Source organism: Lysobacter brunescens (assembly GCF_042677005.1).
Classification (GTDB): Bacteria; Pseudomonadota; Gammaproteobacteria; order Xanthomonadales; family Xanthomonadaceae; genus Lysobacter_I; species Lysobacter_I brunescens.
The window spans coordinates 2,277,976-2,297,541 of sequence record NZ_JBHTIF010000001.1; the positions used below are offsets into that span (position 1 = coordinate 2,277,976).

Consider the following 19,566-nt stretch of genomic DNA (forward strand, 5'->3'; position numbering starts at 1 on the left):
TGGAATGAGTCGCACCACATTGATGGCGCAGCTGATGCGCCTTGCGCGTTTGTCGGCGCATTGCGAGACCACGGGACAGAGCGCGCAGGAAGCGATCGAACGGACGGCCGAACAGGAGGCACTCGGCAATGCCGGGCGCCGCCGGTTCGCGCAGGGGGCCACCGCCGCAGCTGCGGTCGCTGCGACCGGTGCCATGGCGCCAGGCGCCTTCGCCAAGGTCGGGCGCATCCGCACGGCCTGGAAGCGGGCCACCGCCACCGAGAACGTGGCCGTGGTCGGCGCCGGTCTGGCCGGCCTGTCCGCTGCCACCGAGCTGGCGCGGCGCGGCATCAGTGCCCGGGTCTTCGAGGCCGACAACCGCGTCGGCGGTCGCGTGCACAGCGTGCGCGGCGTCTTCCCCGGCCAGGTGGCGGAACTCGGCGGCGAGTTCATCGGCACCTCGCACAACATGATGCTGGGCTATGCCCGCATGCTCGGGCTGACGCTGGAGGACGCTTCGCTCTTCCCGGGCAGCCGCTATTTCGATTTCGGCGGCCAGCGCTACAGCGAAGCGCAGATGGTCGAGGAGTTCCGCGGCTTCGCGGCGTCCATGCGCCAGGATCTCGGTACCCTGGGCACGCCGACCGCCGACCGCTTCACCGAGGCCGAAAGCCTGTACGACTACATGAGCCTCGACGATTACCTGATCCTGCACGGCGCCGGCGACAGGCTGCGCAGGCTGATCGGCGCGGCCTACGCCACCGAGTACGGCACCGGCATCGACCAGACCAGCGCGCTGAGCTTCCTGCGCTTCGCGCATGCGGACAAGCGCAGCAAGTTCGCCGCGTTCGGTATGCAGGCCGACGTGCACCTGCACGTGGTCGAGGGCACCGATCGCATCGCGACCGGCCTGGCCGAACGCCTCCCCGTGCCGCCGACCCTTGGCCATCGCCTGGTCGCGATGCACAAGCGCGCCAACGGGCAGATCCGCCTCACCTTCGACGTGGCGGGCAAGACCGTGCAGAGCGACCACGATGCCGTGGTGATGACCCTGCCGTTCACCGTGCTGCGCCGCATCCAGCTGGACAGCAGCCTGGGCCTGCCGGCGTGGAAGCGCTTCGCGATCAACAGCGCCGTCGCCGGCGACAACAGCAAGCTGATGGTCGGCTTCAAGCAATCGTTCTGGTACACCCGGCACGGCCTCAACGGCAGCGGCTACAGCGATCGCCCCGGCCTGCAGGCCACGTGGGAAACGAATGCGGTCAAGGGTGGCGCGGAAGGCGCCATCCTCACCCGCTACCTCGGCGGACAGGCGGCGCGCACCCAGGACGATCGCCGCCTGCAGTCCGATGCGAACCGCTTCCTGCGCGATCTCGAAGTCGTGCTGCCGGGTGCGATCAACGCGGCGCGCCGCAACGGCAATGGCCAGGTGATCGCCGCCGGCGCCAACTGGTCGACGAACCCGCTGTCGAGGGGCTCCTACGCCAGCACGCGCCCGGGCTACTTCACCACGGCCGCGCACAATGAGGCCAAGCCGATCGGCAACTTGATGTTCGCGGGCGACCACACCAGCAGCTTCTACGAGTGGCAGGGCTTCATGGAAGGCGCGGCGCTGTCGGGCCTGCGTGCGGCCGGCGAAGTGTTCGGCTACCTGCGCGGACGCTGATCCTCGCGCATCTCGCTCCGCATCGGCGGCATCGCGACAGGGCGGCTTCGGCCGCCCTGTCTGTTTTGACAGCGGTCCAGGCATGCGCAAACGCGCCCGTCGACCCGGCGGATGGCGCAGAATGCCTCCAAAGGGAGGGGCAGCCACAGGCTGTGCCCAGGACATGGACCGACAGGGAAGGGGGCGTGATGTTCGATGCGGACAAGGATGTGGATTCACGGGATCCGGGGCAGGGCAGCGTGATGGACAACGGTGCGCGGTCTGGCGTCGCAATGACGCGGCGCACCTTCCTGCGCACCGGTGCGGGGCTCGCGTTCGCTGCGGGCCTGCCCGGCTGGCTTTCCGGCTGTGCGAGCGGGCGCGTTGCGGGTTCGCCGCCCTGGGCCGAATTGGCGGCCAGCCTGCAGGGCACGCTACTGCTGCCGCAGTCGCCCGATTTCCGCCAGGTCGCAGCGCCTTGGGCGTTGCAGTACGCCTCGCGCCTGCCGCAGGCGATCGCGATGTGCGCCAGTGAAGCCGATGTGCGCAACAGCGTGCTGTGGTCGCAGGCGTACGAGGTGCCGCTCGTGGCGCGCAGCGGCGGGCATTCGTATGCCGGCTATTCGACGACGCCCGGCCTGATGATCAATGTCTCGCAGATGCATGCGGTGGAGATCGATCCCGCGACCGGCGTGGCCCGATTGGGCGGCGGTGCGCGCAACCGCAATGTCTATGCGGCCTGTCGTCCGTACGGGCGCGCGGTGACGCATGGTCGTTGCAAGGAAGTCGGCGTGGCGGGGCTGGTGCTCGGCGGCGGCATCGGCTTCAACATGCGTGCGCATGGCCTGACCTGCGATGGCCTGAAGGAGACCCGCATCGTGCTGGCCGACGGTCGCGCGCTGAACTGCAGCGAGCGCGAGAACAGCGACCTGTTCTGGGCCTGTCGCGGTGCGGGCGGCGGCAACTTCGGCATCAACACCGGCTTCACCTTCCAGACCTTCGAGGTCGGGAACTACACGGTTTTCGAACTGGCCTGGAACGATCGCCTCGCCGAAGTATTCGATGCGCTGCAGACGATGGCGCTGTCGGCGCCGGACACGCTGGGCATGAAGCTGAGCGTCGTCGCCCGTGCGGGCGCGCCGGGGTTGACGCTGTCGATCCTCGGCCAGCTCGCGGGTACGCGCGAGCAGCTCGCGTCCCTGCTGGCGCCTGTCCATGCGGTGCAGCGGCCTTCGAAGCAGACGGTCGAATCGATGGCCTACTGGGATGCACAGGAATTCCTGTCCGAGGAGGGCTATCCCGAGTATTCGCACGAGCGCTCGCGCTTCGTGCCCGATTCGCTGTCGCCCGCCGCGATCGCCACCATTCTCGAAGAATTGCGCGCCTGGCCCGGCACGAACGTGGCGGCGACCTGGAAGTTCTTCCTGATGGGCGGCGCGATCGATCGCCTGGCGCCGACGCAGACCGCATTCGTGCATCGCCGCAACACGATGATCTCCAGCATCGAGCTGGAATGGAACGCGCAGGATCCGCAGGCGCGCGTCGAACGCAACCAGCTGTGGCTGTCGCGTTTCCACGATCGCATGGAACGCTACACCTCGTCCTTCTGCTACCAGAATTTCATCGACCCAGCGCAGCGCGATTACCTGCACGCCTACTACGGCGAGAACCTGGCCAGGCTCCGCGAGATCAAGCGCAGTTACGACCCGAAGAACGTGTTCCGCTATCCGCAGTCGATTCCGGTCTGAAGGCGTGCGCATGCAGGACCGGCATTGGGACTGCATGCGCGTCGGCGTATGCTGGTGCGCAGGCGGATGGAAGTGACTGGATCGCATGCGTGGATCGGAACATCACCCCGGTGAGGTGCTGCGACGCCTGGATCGGGCGAGGTTGCAGGACCTGCTCGTGGCCTATTACCGCGACCTGGGCTGGTGGGTGGAGCGCGCGAGGGGCGACGCCGATTTCGACGATGCGGCCTGGCTGCTGAAACGCGATCGCGAGGTGCTCCTGCTCGACTGTCGCCACTGGGACAGCGCGCATCGGCCGCAGGATGCGGTGTCGTCGCTGGTGCGCGATCTCGGTCGCGCAGGTGCGAATGGCGGGGTCCTCGTCGACCGCAGGCCGTTCGCGCGCGCGGACCACGAGGCGGCCAATCGCCACGGCCATGTCAGGCTCATCGATGCGCGCGATCTGGATGGCATGCTGGGCGAGCTGCCCGAACAGCGCGGCCAGGCCGATCCTTTCGTCGATCCGTCCGAAAGGCATTTGCCCGTGCCGGAGGTCGCGCGCCCGCGTCCTCGCACCGCGCGCCCGGCTCGGCGGGGCAATGCAGTCTGGTGGCTGATCGCGTTGGGCTGCCTCGTGGTGTTCGTGCTGCTGGTGCGTGCGCTGCTCGCGCGGACGGCCGATACCGCCGTGCCGCCGGATGTCTCGTCGCCTCCCGCCCGCGATCGGCAGGCGCCGGTGGTCGAGATGGCGCCCGTGCGCGTGCCAGCGCCGATCCGCGCGCAGGCCATGCCGGATGCCGTGACTGTCGATGGCGACAGGCGCGACGAGCAGGCCATGCGCCTGATCGAGGAGAGCACGCCCGAAATGTAACCTCCGGCGGCGACATCGCGTCGCCGCCGGAGTCGTGCATGTGTCGCTGCGATCCGGCTGGATCAGTTCGGGCAGGCCACGCCGACCGCGCTGAACGCCGAAGCCACGTCGGCCGTCGAGTAGCCCAGGTCCGTTGCGGCGGTGCGCATGCCGCAGGCGCCCTGGTTGTAGTTCGTGCTCGACGTCCAGTACAGGTCGTTCGCGCGGGCGAAGACCTTGAATGCCTTCGGCACGTCCCAGCCCGATTTGGTGGCCAGCAGGTAGAACGCCTTGTTGTAGACGCCCGACGAGTAGTGCACGTTCATGCCGGTCACGAAATTCGAGGCGTGGTCGATCGACTTGCCGTCCTGCGGCGGGTTGGCCATGTAGCGCAGCGCGCCGGTGCCCTTGAAGATCTGCGCGCCCACAAGGAAGTCGTTCGAGCCCTTCATGTAGAACTCGGCGGCTTCGCCGGCGATGTCGGAATACGCTTCGTTGATGCCGCCCGACTGGTTGGAGTAGGTCAGGTTCGAATTCTGCGAGGTGAAGCCGTGCGAGACCTCGTGCGCGGACACGTCCAGGCTGACCAGCGGGTAGAACTTCGTGGCGCCGTCGCCGAAGGTCATCGACGAGCCGTTCCAGAACGCGTTCTCGTAATTGCGGCTGTAGTGCACGCGCATCATCAGCTGGAAGGTGAGCGGGCGCTTGCCGATGTAGGCGTTGTACATGTTGAAGACGACGGCGCCGAAGTAATGCGCGTCGTTGAGCGGCGAGTAGGCGCCGTTGATCGCCTTCACGGTGTTGCGCGGACAGGTGTACGAGAACGCGGTGGAGCCGCTGGTGCCGCCATTGAGGTTCACCGTCTTCACGTTGGTGCTGTTCATCGAACAGGTGGTGCCGCTCTGCGTGACGTCCAGCTTGCCGTAGGTGGTGCCGTACTCGTACTGGCCGGTCTTCTGGTTGCCGCCGGGGCCGGTGCCGACCAGCGCATGCTGCAGGTTTTCCCACTGGGTGATGATGCGGCCGGTGTTCGCGTCGACCACCACGAACGGACGCGTCGGCGAGCCGCCTTCCGCGGAGTCGGCGAAATAGCTGACCACGTAGGCCTTGCGCGCGGTGCCGAAGTCGTCGACGTGGACCATCAGCTCGGTCTTCGCGTCGCTGATCTGCATGAAGCCCTGGCGGAGGCCGAGGCCGGCGCTGCGCGCGATCGAGAAGGCGCGCGCCTTGCTGACGCGCGGCGCGGCGGCGGAGATTTCCGAGGCCAGGCCCGCGACGGTGCGACCGAACAGCGCACGCACGTTGCCGTTGGTGTCTTCGCTGACGACGACCTGTTCGCCGAACACCGGCAGGCCCTGGAAGGTCTGCTGGTAGCGGTAGGTGCGTGCGCCCAGGCTGGTGTCGCGATCGAGCATGAGCAGGCGCGACTGGCGATCGAGGCCCAGCGCGCCGGCGTGGCGGGCGTGGACCATGCCGCCGACGTTGGCGCGGGCCAGCGTGGCGTTCTTCTGCGCGACCTGCGCGACGTTGACCTGGTGCAGGTCGACGAACTGCGCGGCCGAAGCGGAGCCGGCCATGGCCAGCAGCAGGCTGGCGCTGAGAATGCGATAAGCGGAACGACGATTCATTGCGTGACTCTCCCTGTGATCGAAATGGATGATGTCCAAGCGCCGCATGGCGGCATGCGCCGGCACGACGATGCATCCCGCGTCGGCGGGTGGCCGTGTCCGGTATTCCCTGCACTGATCTGCCGCAGCGTTGTGCGGCGCATCGACGCTAGCCGTGCTGCATTGCGATGGTCAACGGCGCGCCGATGCGCGTGCGACCTTTGCGTCCGAATGAATCAAAACGTTGATGATTTGCGTGCGCTGTTGCGATTTCCGTCACGGAGCGATGCGCCATCTCGCCTGCGTTACATTGTTTCGTTGCGCGAATGTCCCGGGACAAGCGCCTGTGATGCAGGCTTCGAGCGGTCTAGCGCGGTCAGCGCGGCACGCGCGCAATGCAGTCGCGGTAGCGCTTGTCGACGCGGTTCGCGAACCAGGCCGTGGTGAGCCGGCGGGTGATCTTCGGGCTCTCCAGGCGGATGCGCGGCAGCATCGCGCGCGGCAATGGCTTGCCCTTGCGCTTGTCCGCGATCTCGAAGACCCGCGTGTACAGCGCGCTGTCCTCGAAATCGTGGCGGTGCGCGTTCGACAGCGCCCGGCGGATCTGCGCAGCGTCCATGCCGAGCTTCGGCGCAAGCGTGCGCACCGCGCGTTCCGTGTCGCCGATACCGTCGCTGCCTTTCTGGCGACGATGGCGGATCAGGTCGCCATCCAGGTCGAGCGGGATGCCGGTCGCCACCGACACCGCATTCTGGAACGCCGCATTCCGGCTGGCGTAGCGTCCCGCGTTGAAGTCGGCGAAACGGTGGATGGGTTTCTCGTAGGAGGCCGGGTAGTCGAGCAGGTGCGCGATGCCGAAATACATGCCGCCGCGCCGGGTGAAGACCTCGTGCCGGATCGAGCCGGCATGCGCGAACGGATAGGCGCGGTCGTCGGCATGCGCTTCGGCGAAGGCGATGCTGACCTGCATCGGCCCGCCAGTGCGGACGGGGTTGGCGTCGGCGAGCAGGCGCCGGCCCAGCGGCACCTTCGCGATCAGTTCCTCGAACAGGTCGCTGAGTTCCTTTTCGGTTTCGACGGCGGCGATGCGCTGGTCCCAGGTGCGGCCGTCGGGCGATTCCAGCTGCAGCGCGGCGCGCACCAGGAACAGCGGTACGTGCTTGCGTTCGGCCCTCGCCTCGATCTCTTTCCGCGCGATCCGACCGAGCCCGGGTACTTTGGGCTGTGGGCTGAAGTTGGATTCCTGGTCGGTCACCGCGATGACCGCACAGAGATTCGAATGCGAGGGGTCCAGGTCCAGCGCGGCGAACGCGGCCTGGATGTCCTGCGCCCAGGCCGCGCGCTCCTTCACGTGGCGTGGCATCAGGCGTTCGAGGGTCCGTCGGGTCTGTTCGGGGCTGGGCCGCGTGGCGCTGCCGTCGCAGCCGGCCAGCAGGGCGATGCCGACGATCAGGGCCGTGGCCTGGCGCAGCAGGCGGGCGAGGGCGGGGCGCGAGCTGCGCACGGGTGAGGTCAGGGATCGGGCTGGCGGCATGCGCGCGACTCTAGCCGGGCGGCCCCGCAGCCGGGAAGCGCGCGCGTCCGACCGTTCAGTGCATCCGCTGCAACCGTCGCCCGTCCCCGCCCCCGCTTCGCGCCGGCCGGCGGGAGCCCGTCCCGGACGGGTCAGGCTGCTCGCTGCCTGCTCCCGGCGGCGTTTCGGCATTCCTGCTCGACGTGCACGAAGAAATCGCGCTGGATGTCGGCGAAGTGGCGAAAGCCTTCGCGCGCGAGTTCGAGGATGCGTTCCCGCGGCTCCGGGCGATGTCGCGCGGCCAGTTCCAGCGCCTTCATCGCTTCGGCGAGGTGTTCGGCTTCGACGCCCTGCGATTCGAAGGTGGCGTGGATCGTGATCCAGGCGTAGGCATGCACCAGCTTGCCGCCGAGTTCGACCCGGAAATCGCGTTCGCGCAGGTACTGGTAGAAGCCTTCGTGATGCCGCTCGGCGCGGAACACGCGGTCGATGATCGCGTACTCGCGGTCAGCCATCGCTTCCGAACCGATATGTGTCCCGATCGAACGGATCAGCGCTTCGGCGTCGTGGGCGACGCTGCCGTAGTGGCGGAAGGTGCGGGCGACCACGTCCTGCAGCCAGGCCGGCGGAGGCTCCGACAGCGCGTTCCGCTCGGCGATGGACAGCCCGGCGTAATCGGCGGCGGCCTTGCGCATCGCCTGGGCGAGGGTGCGGTGCGGGACGCGATGGCCCTTGTCGAGGTGTTCGTCGACGGTGGCGTCGAGTACGTGGCCGGCGACATCCATGCCGCGCACGGCCTGGGCGCGGTCGGGTTCGTTGGGGTCGAGGAACAGGTCCTGCGACTCGCCGATGTTGCCCGACAGCTTGGCGACCAGCGCCCCTGCATAGCCGTTCCAGCGCGTGTAGCGGTCGATGAAGAGGAACTGCGCGAACGGGTCGAGCACGGCGGCGTCGCAGGCGCGTCGCACGGTGGCCTCCATGGCCTCGAGTTCGGCGGGGGTCTGGAAGTCTTCGATGCGGAACATGGGGCCTCCGACAGGGTGGGTGATGCGCCGGCGATCGTGGCTTCGGCGCGCGTCACCTTGCAAACGTCCCATGGGTCCCGCAAAGGACAAGCCCGCGCAGGGCGCGGGCTTGTCGGGGGCGTCATGGGCGCGGCGGCTCAGATTTCATCGGCTGCCCCCAATCGCCGCTTCGGCATCGGCGAGTTCCTGATAGCGACGGCCATAGCCATGGTCACGGATGCGTTGGGCGGCTTGGGCCAGTTCGGCTATCGCATCGACGTTCATCCTTCCGCCTTTCGCCCTCACAATTGCGGCGAGTCTCGCTCGCGTCAGGTGGATGTCGGCGAGGTAGAGCGGCATGGGGCCGCGCTCGGCGATCTGCTGGGCTTCGGTCATGTGCTTCAGGGCGAGGGCGTGCTCGCCGCGGACGAAGCGGTAGAGCGTAGCGGTGAGCAGGCCACGGGGAAGGTGATCCATCGTTCCTGCGGCGCGGATGCCTTTGACGGCGGCGGCGACGTGCGGCAGGTCGAGCGTCGGTTGCGGCAGCGCGTTCGCCAGGATGGCCCGGATCAGCCCGACGCGCGCGAGGGTCAGGTGATCGAGGGCGATGCTGAGAAGAGACACACGGTTGTCGATCGCCCATCGGAGAGTCGTCGACGCCCGGCGTTCGACCTCGGCAAGGCCATCTAGGACTTGAGATTCCAAATTTGAGAGGGGCTGATTGAGAAGTTGCTGCCACGCGGCCTGTTCTGCGGGTGCCAGCAGCCAGCCGCAGTAGTTGAAGCCTGGCAACGAATAGAGCAGGTCGAACTGCGGCTGATGTTCCTGCTGCAGCCGTTCGGCCTCGGCGAAGAGCGTGCCTGCCTCCATCCGCTGGCCGGACTGGTGCAAGGCATCCGCAGCCGTGGTGTGGTTGACCATTTGCTGGAACGCATCGCCGCTCTGGTCGGCGTGGGCGATCGATTGGCGGGCGTCGGTCACGGCGTCCGGCAGGCGGCCCAGCGTCACCTCCAACTCGCTCAGATTGCTGGCACCTTGTGCCGCGTTCTTCCAGTATTTCAGACGAACTGCCATCTCCAACCCGGCACGCATCGGTTGCAGCGCTTCGATCAAGCGGCCGAGGGCACGGAGGCGGAATGCGGCCTCGCTCAGCAGCCAGGCCCGAGCGGCTTCGATGATGTTCGGTGATACCTCGCGCCAGGGCTCGTCGAAGAAGGCCGCGACCGCCGCGAGGTCGGCCCCGATTGCCCCGAGTTTCTTGGTGCTGTAGACGCCGTCGCGGCCCGCCCCGCGGAGGATTCGGTCGAGGTAAACCTTGTCGCACGCCTCCTGATGTCGCCCGGCGAGGCAGCCGTGGGTGACGGCTTCGTAGAGCGGGGCCAGTCCGTCGATGCCGTCCGGGCGGTGCGGCGTGTTCTCGCAGAGATGATCGAACAGCCGCGAGTGAGCCGCCTGGAACGCCTCCGGCTGGTCCCGCTTCAACTGGGCCGCGAAGTACTCGCGGATCAGCGGGTGGGCGTCGATCGGCGCTTCCAGCAGTGAACCGGCATAGTCCTCGCCCTCGTGCGACAGCAGTTCGTTCTCGATCAGCGTGGTTACCGCCGCTTCGACTTCAAAATTTTCCGAATCCGTAAATAACTCCGTCAGCCCTGCGATCGCGGGCGAGGCTCGCAGGGCCTCAAAGCAGCCCGGCGACATCGGCTTTTCAAACAGACCCATCAAACGCAGGATCGCCAGCTCCAGTTGCCGTTCTTTGTCTCCCGATAACAGCCACGACTCATACTTCGCCATCACCCTCATCGTCGAGCGACCCTGATGCAGCTTGTCGGCCTTCGTGAAACCGATCTCCCGCCATTTGCGAAGGTCTTTGCCGAAACCTCGGCTGAGGAGCCGGCCGAGTTGCAGGATCGACAGGGTGTGGCCGTCGAGGGCTTCCCACATCGCTTCGATCTCTGTGTCCGTACCAATCAACTGCAGATGACGAATCAGCCGAATCGCCGCGTCCAGGGTCAGCTTGTCGAGTTTATGTTCCCTCTGTGTCGGATAGCTTTCGATGTTGGCAAGGTGTTCGCGGCTGGTGACGAGGCACAAGCCGTTGTTGTCCTGAGCTAGACTCTGCAACAGAGATTCGAGGGCCTGATCCTTGAGTCGGCCTGCTTGCCCGGAGCGATCCGTCGGCGGATATTGCAGCGGCTCGATGCCATCGAGCACCAGTAGCGTTTTGTGCCGACGAACCAGCTCGGCCAGCCGCTCGCCGCGTTCCCATTCAGTTCCAAGCGTCGGGTCAGGATCGTCAAAGAAATTGAGGGCATCGTGGATGAACAATGCGGATGACGTCTGCCTGGACTCTCCGGTTCCCTGCGAATAGAAACTCCAGTCGAAGTAGCGTTCGACGCCGGGCCAACCTTTGGCAATCATCCGCGTCGCCAGCCACTCTGTGACCAGTGCTGTCTTGCCGACACCGCCCCAGGCGACAAGGCTGAAGACGTGTATGCCGGAATCTGCCCACGCCTGATCAATGAGCTCCAGTTCCTGCTCACGTCCAAAGAAATTGCGAGCCGCATGCCGAGTGAGTCTCGACGGAGCAAAAATGCCTTGAACCTCACCATGACGACTGCGTGGCGCGGGAAAATTCTGACTCACCGGCGTGCGCCGGTCGGTTTCCGGTGAGTCTACTGGGGGTTTGACTGTTTGACCGTTGCTTGGACGAGAAACATGTCGTTGGGATCGACGCCATCACGACAGGTCAAGACAGGTGTTTTGTCTTCCGGAATACCCATTACCTGAATAGACGCGACGGCCTGATCAAAGGCATTGTTGACCGAACGCCCGAATCCAACTGCGAGATAGAACGAGGCGGCGAAAACGCGGGCGGCCTCGTCGCTAATTCCGCGTTTCATTCCGATAGCGCAATCGATCACGTCAGTGATTGAGTCTGCCGTTTCACCGGTATAGCAGGCATTGAGGATGACCAGACGAATATTGTCCTTCACCGCCTTCAGCATCGCCTTTAGGGCGGCCTTGGAGACAGGCACAGCGTTGCCATCGTCTCCTTTGAACTCAATCTCATCCTTCGTGCCATGACCGCTGAAGTGCAGGACGTGCGGCCCTTCCTTGTTGAGGTAAAGCTGCAGGTCGTCGCGACGGACGGCGAACTTCGACACGAAATCGATGGCATCGCGATGGTCAGTCTGAAGGATCCGCAGCCCGATGGCTCGCGCTTCTTCGTCCAATTCGAGCGGGTCACAATCCAACGGAGCAGAGGCGAGAAACAGAACTTTGCAGCGAGTCATTGTATTCCCTTTGTTGTTGGATCGTGGAGTTGTGATCGACGAGGAAATCACAGGGCTTGAGGGAAGGCTGGATTCCGTCCGCAGCTGATCAATCGCACGTCGGTAGGCTGCATTGTTTGGAATATTCGTGCGATAGCCGCGCATCAGAGCATCAAGCAGTGAAGACTTGATCTCCCATAGGAGACGATGGTCGCTTGCAGTTCCAACTGCGATGATCTTAACGTCGCCATACGATGTGAAGTCATCCGTCAAAAAGTCCCTAGCGGCCGACTTCTTGCGCTTGACTGTCCAGGACGGTTCGTCCCTTTCCGGATCATCAAGTACTTCAAAAGCCACCTTTGTAGTTTCGGGCGGAGCCCCATCAATCCACAGATCGATCCAATACGCTGGGCAACCGTCGTCTCCGCCATCATCGACTTCCAATGGTTGCCCGTCTTCCTCTTGAAATCTCGCCAGAAGGCGTGGAATTTGCATCCCAGCCTCAGACGCTTCGACCTTCAATTCATACTCGGTTCCGCCGATCGCCCATCGCATGACTTTCAATCCAGTCAATTGAGAGAACTTGTGCAGCTTCTCCTGTGCCGATTGAAACTGTCTGACGGCGTCTTCAATAACGTCAGGTGATGCTTCCATGCGTACAATCGTGCTTCCTGAGCGAATGGAGGCAATTCGCACAAGGCTTGCATCAATTCCCGTTGCCTGCTGAAACGCTGAACGAAATGCAGCTTCGTCAGATTCGCTTAAGGGGCGGTCCAGAGTGAATTCAATTGCCGCAATAGTGCGTGGAGCGGCGAGCGGGGGCGGTTTGTTTCCAGTGATGCCCCATACAAGCTTGTTGAGTCCGTCCTTCGTGAATCCGTTCCTGAGATCAACCCAAGTGCGGTTGCCCAAGAACATCGGCAATTTGGGTTGGGCAGCAGCCCCGGGCATGAGCACCGGAATCACCGGTCGCTTATCGGCGACGGCAAGCCGGAGAGCGGCCTGCATTTCCTCGTCCTCCCATGGGCCAAGGCCATCTTTCCCAATCAGCACCGCGATGCTGCGTGACTGGTGAATGCCGTCTTCCAGCAGTTGCTGCCAAGGAATCCCGGGCTGCAATTCATCTTCGTCAAGCCAGACCGTTAGCGAATATCCGATCAACTGTTGCTTCAAATCACGGACGGCTGGCTTGTCCTTGCTGTTGTGGCTAAGGAAGACATGGAAGCTCATCGTCGGTTTGTTCTCTGTTTGTGGATGTGTCAAGGTTGAATCACTTACGGTTTTAGGCAAATCGCTTTCCGAAGCATTCTTGGCGAGGCCGCCGATAACGTGTTGCGTTTCTCCGGCACCAGACGTAGATCGCTTGCCTTCGGTTTGCACGATCTTGTCGGCGCGTTCGGCATCGGCGAGTTCTTCGTAGCGACGGCCGTAGCCGAGGGTGCGGATGAGTTTGGCCGCTTTCGCGAGCTCGTCGTGGTCGTGGAAGAGGCGCGCTCGCGTCAGGTGGATGTCGGCGAGGAAGAGCGGCATGGGGCCACGTTCGGCGATCTGCTGGGCTTCGGCCAGATGCTTCAGGGCGAGGTTGTGCTCGCCGCGGACGAAGTGGTAGAGAGCGGCGGTGAGCAGGCTGCGGGGAAGTTGATCCATCGATACCGCGGCGCGGAGGCCGTTGACCGCAGCGGCGACGTGCGTCAGGTCGAGCGTCGGTTGCGGGAGCGGGTTCGCCAGGATCGCCCGGATCAACCCGACGCGGGCGAGGGTCAGGTGATCGAGGGCAATGTCGAGGAGCAAGTTTCTTGGGGTCGACCAACTCAACGTCGTCTTCGCCCGGCGTTCGACCTCGGCAAGGCAATCTGAGATTTGAGATTTAGAACTTGAGAAGGTCTGATTGAGAAGTTTCTGCCACGCGGCCTGTTTGGCGGGAGCCAGCAGCCAGTCGCAGTATTGGAAGCCTTGCACCGAATAGAGCAGATCGAACTGCGGTTGCCTTTCCTGCTGCATCCGTTCGGCCTCGGCGAAGAGGGTGCCGGCTTCGGCCCGCTGGCCGGACTGGTACAAGGCATCCGCCGCCGCGGTGCGTGTGCTCATCCGCTGGAACGCATCGCCGCTCTGGTCGGCGTGGGTGATCGACTGGCGGGCGTCTGTCACGGCGTCCGGCAAGCGGCCCAGCGTCACCTCCAACTCGCTTAGGCTGCTGGCAACAACGGCTGCGTTCTTCCAACGGCCGCTTGCCCCGTTGAGTTCAAGAGTTGCACGTATTGGTTGCAGCGCTTCGGTCAAGCGGCCGAGGGCACGGAGGTGGAACGCAGCCTCGTTCAGCAGCCAGGCCTGATCGGCTTCGGTCAGGTTCGGCGACACCCGGCTCCACGGCTCGTCGAAGAAGGCCGCGATTGCCGCGAGGTTGGCCCCGATCGCCCCGAGTTTCTTAGTGCTGTAGAAGCCGTCGTTCACCGCGCCGCGGAGGATTCGGTCGCGGTAGACTTTCTCGCGCGCCTCCTGATGCCGTCCGGCGAGGCAGCCGTGGGTGACGGCTTCGTAGAGCGGGGCCAGTCCGTCGATGCCGTCCGGGTGGTGCGGCGTGTTCGCGCACAGGTCATCGAAGAGCCGCGAGTGGGCTGCCTGGAATGCCTCCGGCTGGTCCCGCTTCAACTGGGCCGCGAAGTACTCGCGGATCAGCGGGTGGGCGTCGATCGCGTCGGGCGAGACCGAGAGCAGTTCCACCTTGCTCAGCCGTGTCACCGCAATGTTCCACTGCTGCTCCGTCAGCGTCACCAGCGCGTCAGTCAGCCCCGGAATTGACGGCTCCGCCCGCAGGGCCTGCAGGCAACCCTTCGCCATCGGCCGGTCGAACAGGCCGGTCAGTCGCAGCACGGCCAGTTCCCGCTGGCGCTCGGGTCCGGCGCTGCGCAGCCAGCGCTCGTAGGCGACCATCACCTTGAATGCCGAGCGGCCCTGGTGCTCCTGGTCGGCCGCTTTAAACTTCACCTCGCGGTAGTGGCGGATGTCGTGGTCATCAAATGCGTCGGCGATGAATCGCCCCAGCAGGCTGAGGGTCAGTGCGTGGCCGCCGGCGCCTTGCCACGCCGCGTGCAACTCCTCGTCCGTGCCGACGATCTGCAGGTCCCGCAGCAGGGCGACCGCCGCTTCCTTGTTCAACTTGTCGAGCTTCTGCTCTTCGGTGTTGGCGAGTTTGTCGATGTCCGTCAGGTGTTCACGGGTGGTGATCACGACCAAGCCGGGGTTGTCGGCGGCAAGTTCGCGCAGCAGCGCGTCGAGCGCCTGGTCTTTCAGCCGCCCGGCCTGCGGATCGTTCGGCGGGTATTGCAGCGGTTCGATGCCGTCGAGGATCAGCAGTGTGCGGTGCCGGCGAATCAGCCCGGCCAGCCGTTCCCCGCGTTCATGTGGGCTGCCGACGGTCGGGTCGGGGTCGCCGAAGAATTCGAGCGCCTTGGCGATGAACAAGTCGGCGGAGGTCTGCCTGCTTTCGTCGGTGCCCTGGCTGTAGAAGCTCCAGTCGAAGTAGCGCTCGACGCCGGGCCAGCCTGTCGCCGCGAAGCGTGTCTGCACCCAGCGGAACACCAGCGAGGTCTTGCCCGCCCCGCCCCAGGCCACCAGCGTGTAGATATTCAGCGTCCCGTTCGCCCAGGCTGCGTCGAGTGCGGCCAACTCCGTCTCGCGGCCGAACAGCACGCGCGGCGCGTGTTTGTCCAACTGCGTCCTCGCGATCTTGCGCGTGACATCGGAAGTGCTGTCTTTGGCTTCGGCAGCTGACGTGAAGGACAGCTGCTGGCCAGTCGCCCGAGGCTTGCGTTTCGGGGTTCCCACCGGCCCCGGTACCACACCACTTTGGTTCAGCAGTGCGTCGTACAAGGCCTCGTAGCCCGCATCGGAATCCACGACGTAAAACGTCTGTCCCCGCAGCGGTTCGGGAACAGAAGGCGCGTCGGTGCCTGCGAAGAGCACGGGAATGAATTTGGTCGAAACGCTGCGGGCGTCGTACAGCGCCTGGGTCATCAGTGCGCCTTCCCAGTCCACGCCTTTGCCTTTGCCCGGCGCCTCGTGCCCGCGAAACCGGCGGTAGTAGGTTTCGGTGCAGATGCACAGAACGTGCGTCGCTTTCTCCAGGCCGTTCAGCATCCATCGCGGCCAACCCTCGGGCGGCGATCCGCGTTCGACGTAACGGTCGAGGATCGTCTCGATACCGTCGCCCCGCAGACGCTCCGAAAGTCCCAGGACCCGCTCCCGATGTGCGTCGGAGTCATGGCTGTAGCTGATGAAAACCCTTAGTGGCGACTGGTCAGTCATGGGAGGGCTCGAAGGGGTTGGTTCCGTTCTTCAGTCCTGAGTCGCGCCTGGCACTCGCTGCTGCCAAATGACGCGTCACTTCCGTGGTCCGTTCGTTCCCGACGCCGCTTCGGCATCGGCGAATTATTCGTGGCGACGGCCGTAGCCGAGGGTGCGGATGAGGGTGGCGGCTTGGGCGCTTTCGGCTTTTGCATCGGCATTCATCCTTCCGCCTATTTCCTTGATATTTCCCAGCCCGCTTCGCTCGCGCCAGGTGGATGTCGGCGAGGAAGAGCGGCATGGGGCCGCGTATGGGAAGTTCAAACGTCCTTTTCGGAGAGTGTGGCGAGCACGCAGTTGCTGCGCAAGGATTGCCTGCCCGGAGCTGTTTCAGCGTGCGACGGCAGACAGACGCGCGGCTGCAGTCTCGCTCAATTGCGGATGTCCTCGAACTTCGCTGCAACCGGCCCGGCATGTGGGGCGCGAACGAGAAAGCCCGCGCAGGGCGCGGGCTTTCGGGGAGTCACCGTGGTGGCGAAGCACTCAGAAGTGCGGCTTCTCGCCTTCCGGCGTCGCGTTGTAGCGCTCGATCGACTCCAGAATGATTTGCTTGGCTTCGGCGGCGTCGCCCCAGCCGTCGAGCTTGACCCACTTGCCCTTCTCCAGATCCTTGTAGTGCTCGAAGAAGTGGCCGATGCGCTCCAGCCAGTGCTCGCTGACCTGGGCGATGTCGTTGATGTGCTTGTAGCCGGCGAAGACCTTGTCCACCGGCACGGCGAGCAGCTTCTCGTCGCTGCCGGCCTCGTCTTTCATGCGCAGCACGCCGACCGGGCGCACGCGGATCACCGAGCCGGGGATCAGCGGCAGCGGCAGGATGACCAGCACGTCGGCCGGGTCGCCGTCGCCGCACAGGGTGTGCGGGATGTAGCCGTAGTTGCAGGGGTAGCGCATCGGCGTGGACAGGATGCGGTCGACGAAGATCGCGCCGGTTTCCTTGTCCACTTCGTACTTGACCGGCTCGGCGTCCTTCGGGATTTCGATGATGACGTTCACTTCTTCCGGCGGGTTCTTGCCGGTGGGGACGAGGTCCAGGCCCATGGGCGTTCCATTCGATGCGGTAAGGGGGCGGGCATTTTACGCCGCCCGCTGCTGCGCTGCAGCACCCGGGATGCCCGGACCCGGGCGCCGGACATGCGAACGGCAGCCCGGAGGCTGCCGTTCGGGGTCACGCGTTGGCGGTCAGGGGTCAGCCGGGCGGGCTGGCCGCCGGGGCCTCGGCCTGCGGGGCGTCGCTGGCCGGGGCGTCACCGGCGGGTGCCGGGGCGTCCGCCGGCATCCCGGCCGCAGGCATTGCCGGCGCCTGCTTCGCCGCTGCTTCCGCCGCAGCGGCGGCGGCATCGGCCGCGGCTTCGGCCGCCGCAGCTGCGGCTTCGACCTGCGCCGCATGTTCCGGCGGGGTATCGCCACGAGCCAGGTCGGCCGGCAGCAGCGGCACCAGGAGCAGGGCGACGATGTTGATGATCTTGATCAGCGGGTTGATCGCCGGGCCGGCAGTGTCCTTGTAGGGGTCGCCGACGGTGTCGCCGGTCACCGCGGCCTTGTGGGCGTCGCTGCCCTTGCCGCCGTGGTGGCCTTCCTCGATGTACTTCTTGGCGTTGTCCCAGGCGCCGCCGCCGGTGCACATGGAAATGGCGACGAACAGGCCGGTCACGATCGTGCCCATCAGCAGGCCGCCGAGCGCGGCCGGGCCGAGGAACATGCCCACCAGCACCGGGATGATCAGCGGCAACAGCGACGGCAGGATCATTTCCTTGATCGCGGCCCTGGTCAGCAGGTCCACGGCCTTGTCGTACTCCGGCTTGCCGGTGCCTTCCATGATCCCCTTGATGTCGCGGAACTGGCGGCGCACTTCCTCCACCACCGCGCCGGCCGCGCGACCCACCGCCTGCATGGCGTAGGCGCCGAACAGGAACGGGATCATGCCGCCGATCAGCAGGCCGATCAGCACGTCGGGCCGGTCGATCGAGAAGTCCACGGCGTTGATGCCGTACTTCTCGTCCAGCTTGTGCGCGTAGTCGGCGAACAGCACCAGCGCGGCCAGGCCGGCCGAACCGATCGCATAGCCCTTGGTGACGGCCTTGGTGGTGTTGCCAACGGCGTCGAGGGCGTCGGTGGTCTTGCGGATTTCCGGGCCGAGTTCGGACATTTCGGCGATGCCGCCGGCGTTGTCGGTGATGGGGCCGTAGGCGTCCAGCGCGACGATCACGCCGGCCATCGACAGCATCGACACCGCAGCGACCGCGATGCCGAACAGCCCGGCCAGCTCATAGCAGGCGTAGATCGCCGAGGCCACGGCCAGCACCGGCAGCGCGGTCGACTTCATCGACACGGCCAGGCCGGCGATGACGTTGGTGCCGTGCCCGGTTTCGGAGGCCTTCGCGACCTGCCGCACCGGTGCGTACTCGGTGGCGGTGTAGTACTCGGTGATGACCACCATCGCGGCGGTCAGCACCAGCCCGACCATCGCGCAGTAGAAGATCTCGCGGGCGTTGGTCGCGATCATCGCATCGGTCACGAACCAGAAGCCGACCGCCGACAGCGCGCCGGCGACGATCAGACCGCGATACAGCGCCTTCATGATCTTGCCGTCGCTGCTGACCTTCACGAAGAAGGTGCCGACGATCGAGGCCACGATCGACACCGCGCCCAGCACCAGCGGATAGAGCACACCGCTGTTGCCGTAGGTGGCGAAGGAGATGCCGGCGATCAGCATCGCGGCCACGATCGTCACCGCATAGGTTTCGAACAGGTCGGCGGCCATGCCGGCGCAGTCGCCGACGTTGTCGCCCACGTTGTCGGCGATCACCGCCGGGTTGCGCGGGTCGTCCTCGGGGATGCCGGCTTCGACCTTGCCCACCAGGTCCGCGCCGACGTCGGCGCCCTTGGTGAAGATGCCGCCGCCCAGTCGCGCGAAGATCGAGATCAGCGACGAACCGAAGGCCAGGCCGATCATCGGCTGCAGCGCGGCCTTGATGCCGGCCTCGTCCGTGGCGCCCTTGCCGACCAGCCAGTAGTAGCCGGCCACGCCCAGCAGGCCCAGGCCGACCACCAGCATGCCGGTGATCGCGCCGCCGCGGAAGCTCACCGCCAGCGCTTCGTTGAGGCCCTTGGTCGCAGCCTGGGTGGTGCGCACGTTGGCGCGGACGGAGACGAACATGCCGATGAAGCCGGCCAGGCCCGACAGCACCGCGCCGATCGCGAAGCCGATCGCCGTGGGCCAGCCCAGGCCCGGGACCAGCCCGATCGCCAGGAACAACACGACGCCAACGACGGCGATGGTGGTGTACTGCCTGCGCAGGTACGCGCCCGCGCCTTCCTGGATCGCCGCTGCGATGCCCTGCATGCGCTCGTTGCCGGCCGGCTGCGCCATGATCCAGCGCGCAGACAGGATGCCGTACAGGATCGCGATGACGGCGGCGCCGATCGCGATCCAGATTGCGTGTTGCTCAAGCATGAAACCCTCCCCAGAGTCGAATGGAATGTGACAGCGGAAGCAGGATGCAGCAGGACCGCGACCATCGCGGCCACGTGCAACGTCCCGACTATGGCACAGGCTCCGCCCGTGTTGGAATCCGGCGTGTCGCCGCGAAGCGGACCGGAGCGATGACGCGCTGCACCAATACGC

10 protein-coding genes are annotated in these 19,566 nt (G+C 65.5%); 3 read left to right on the forward strand and 7 right to left on the reverse strand.

The features are described 5' to 3' along the window. Window positions 1-4: 4 nt before the first annotated feature. The 3 genes from ACFQ0E_RS10010 (at window position 5) to ACFQ0E_RS10020 (ending at window position 4,222) form a co-directional block, all read left to right on the forward strand. The gene (locus ACFQ0E_RS10010; RefSeq protein WP_386823507.1) at window positions 5-1,645 is read left to right on the forward strand and encodes a flavin monoamine oxidase family protein; all 1,641 of its coding nucleotides are present in this window, start codon (window positions 5-7) and stop codon (window positions 1,643-1,645) included. Window positions 1,646-1,917: 272 nt separating this feature from the next. Then, a complete protein-coding gene (locus tag ACFQ0E_RS10015) occupies window positions 1,918-3,372 on the forward strand; it encodes an FAD-binding oxidoreductase (protein WP_386823508.1) in 1,455 nt (484 codons plus the stop codon). Window positions 3,373-3,457: 85 nt separating this feature from the next. After that, on the forward strand, window positions 3,458-4,222 hold the full coding sequence (locus ACFQ0E_RS10020; protein ID WP_386823509.1) for a restriction endonuclease: 765 nt from the start codon (window positions 3,458-3,460) through the stop codon (window positions 4,220-4,222). A 62-nt stretch (window positions 4,223-4,284) separates the two neighbouring features. Here ACFQ0E_RS10020 and ACFQ0E_RS10025 read toward each other — a convergent pair whose 3' ends face one another. The 7 genes from ACFQ0E_RS10025 to ACFQ0E_RS10055 form a co-directional block, all read right to left on the reverse strand. Further along, on the reverse strand, window positions 4,285-5,829 hold the full coding sequence (locus ACFQ0E_RS10025) for a M4 family metallopeptidase (protein ID WP_386823510.1): 1,545 nt from the start codon (window positions 5,827-5,829) through the stop codon (window positions 4,285-4,287). Window positions 5,830-6,184: 355 nt separating this feature from the next. Next, the gene (locus tag ACFQ0E_RS10030) at window positions 6,185-7,312 is read right to left on the reverse strand and encodes a DUF1615 domain-containing protein (protein WP_449284337.1); all 1,128 of its coding nucleotides are present in this window, start codon (window positions 7,310-7,312) and stop codon (window positions 6,185-6,187) included. Window positions 7,313-7,473: 161 nt separating this feature from the next. Beyond that, window positions 7,474-8,346, reverse strand: coding sequence for a hypothetical protein (locus ACFQ0E_RS10035; RefSeq protein WP_386823512.1), 873 nt, complete (start codon window positions 8,344-8,346; stop codon window positions 7,474-7,476). A 144-nt stretch (window positions 8,347-8,490) separates the two neighbouring features. Further along, complete coding sequence (locus ACFQ0E_RS10040) at window positions 8,491-10,968, reverse strand: hypothetical protein (protein ID WP_386823513.1); 2,478 nt, start codon at window positions 10,966-10,968, stop codon at window positions 8,491-8,493. A 29-nt stretch (window positions 10,969-10,997) separates the two neighbouring features. After that, complete coding sequence (locus ACFQ0E_RS10045; protein ID WP_386823514.1) at window positions 10,998-15,902, reverse strand: TIR domain-containing protein; 4,905 nt, start codon at window positions 15,900-15,902, stop codon at window positions 10,998-11,000. 522 nt (window positions 15,903-16,424) lie between these two features. Then, window positions 16,425-16,979, reverse strand: coding sequence for an inorganic diphosphatase (gene ppa, locus ACFQ0E_RS10050; protein ID WP_386823515.1), 555 nt, complete (start codon window positions 16,977-16,979; stop codon window positions 16,425-16,427). Between the two features lie 148 nt (window positions 16,980-17,127). Continuing rightward, window positions 17,128-19,395, reverse strand: a complete 2,268-nt coding sequence (locus tag ACFQ0E_RS10055) for a sodium-translocating pyrophosphatase (protein ID WP_386823516.1) — start codon at window positions 19,393-19,395, stop codon at window positions 17,128-17,130. Window positions 19,396-19,566 lie beyond the last annotated feature (171 nt).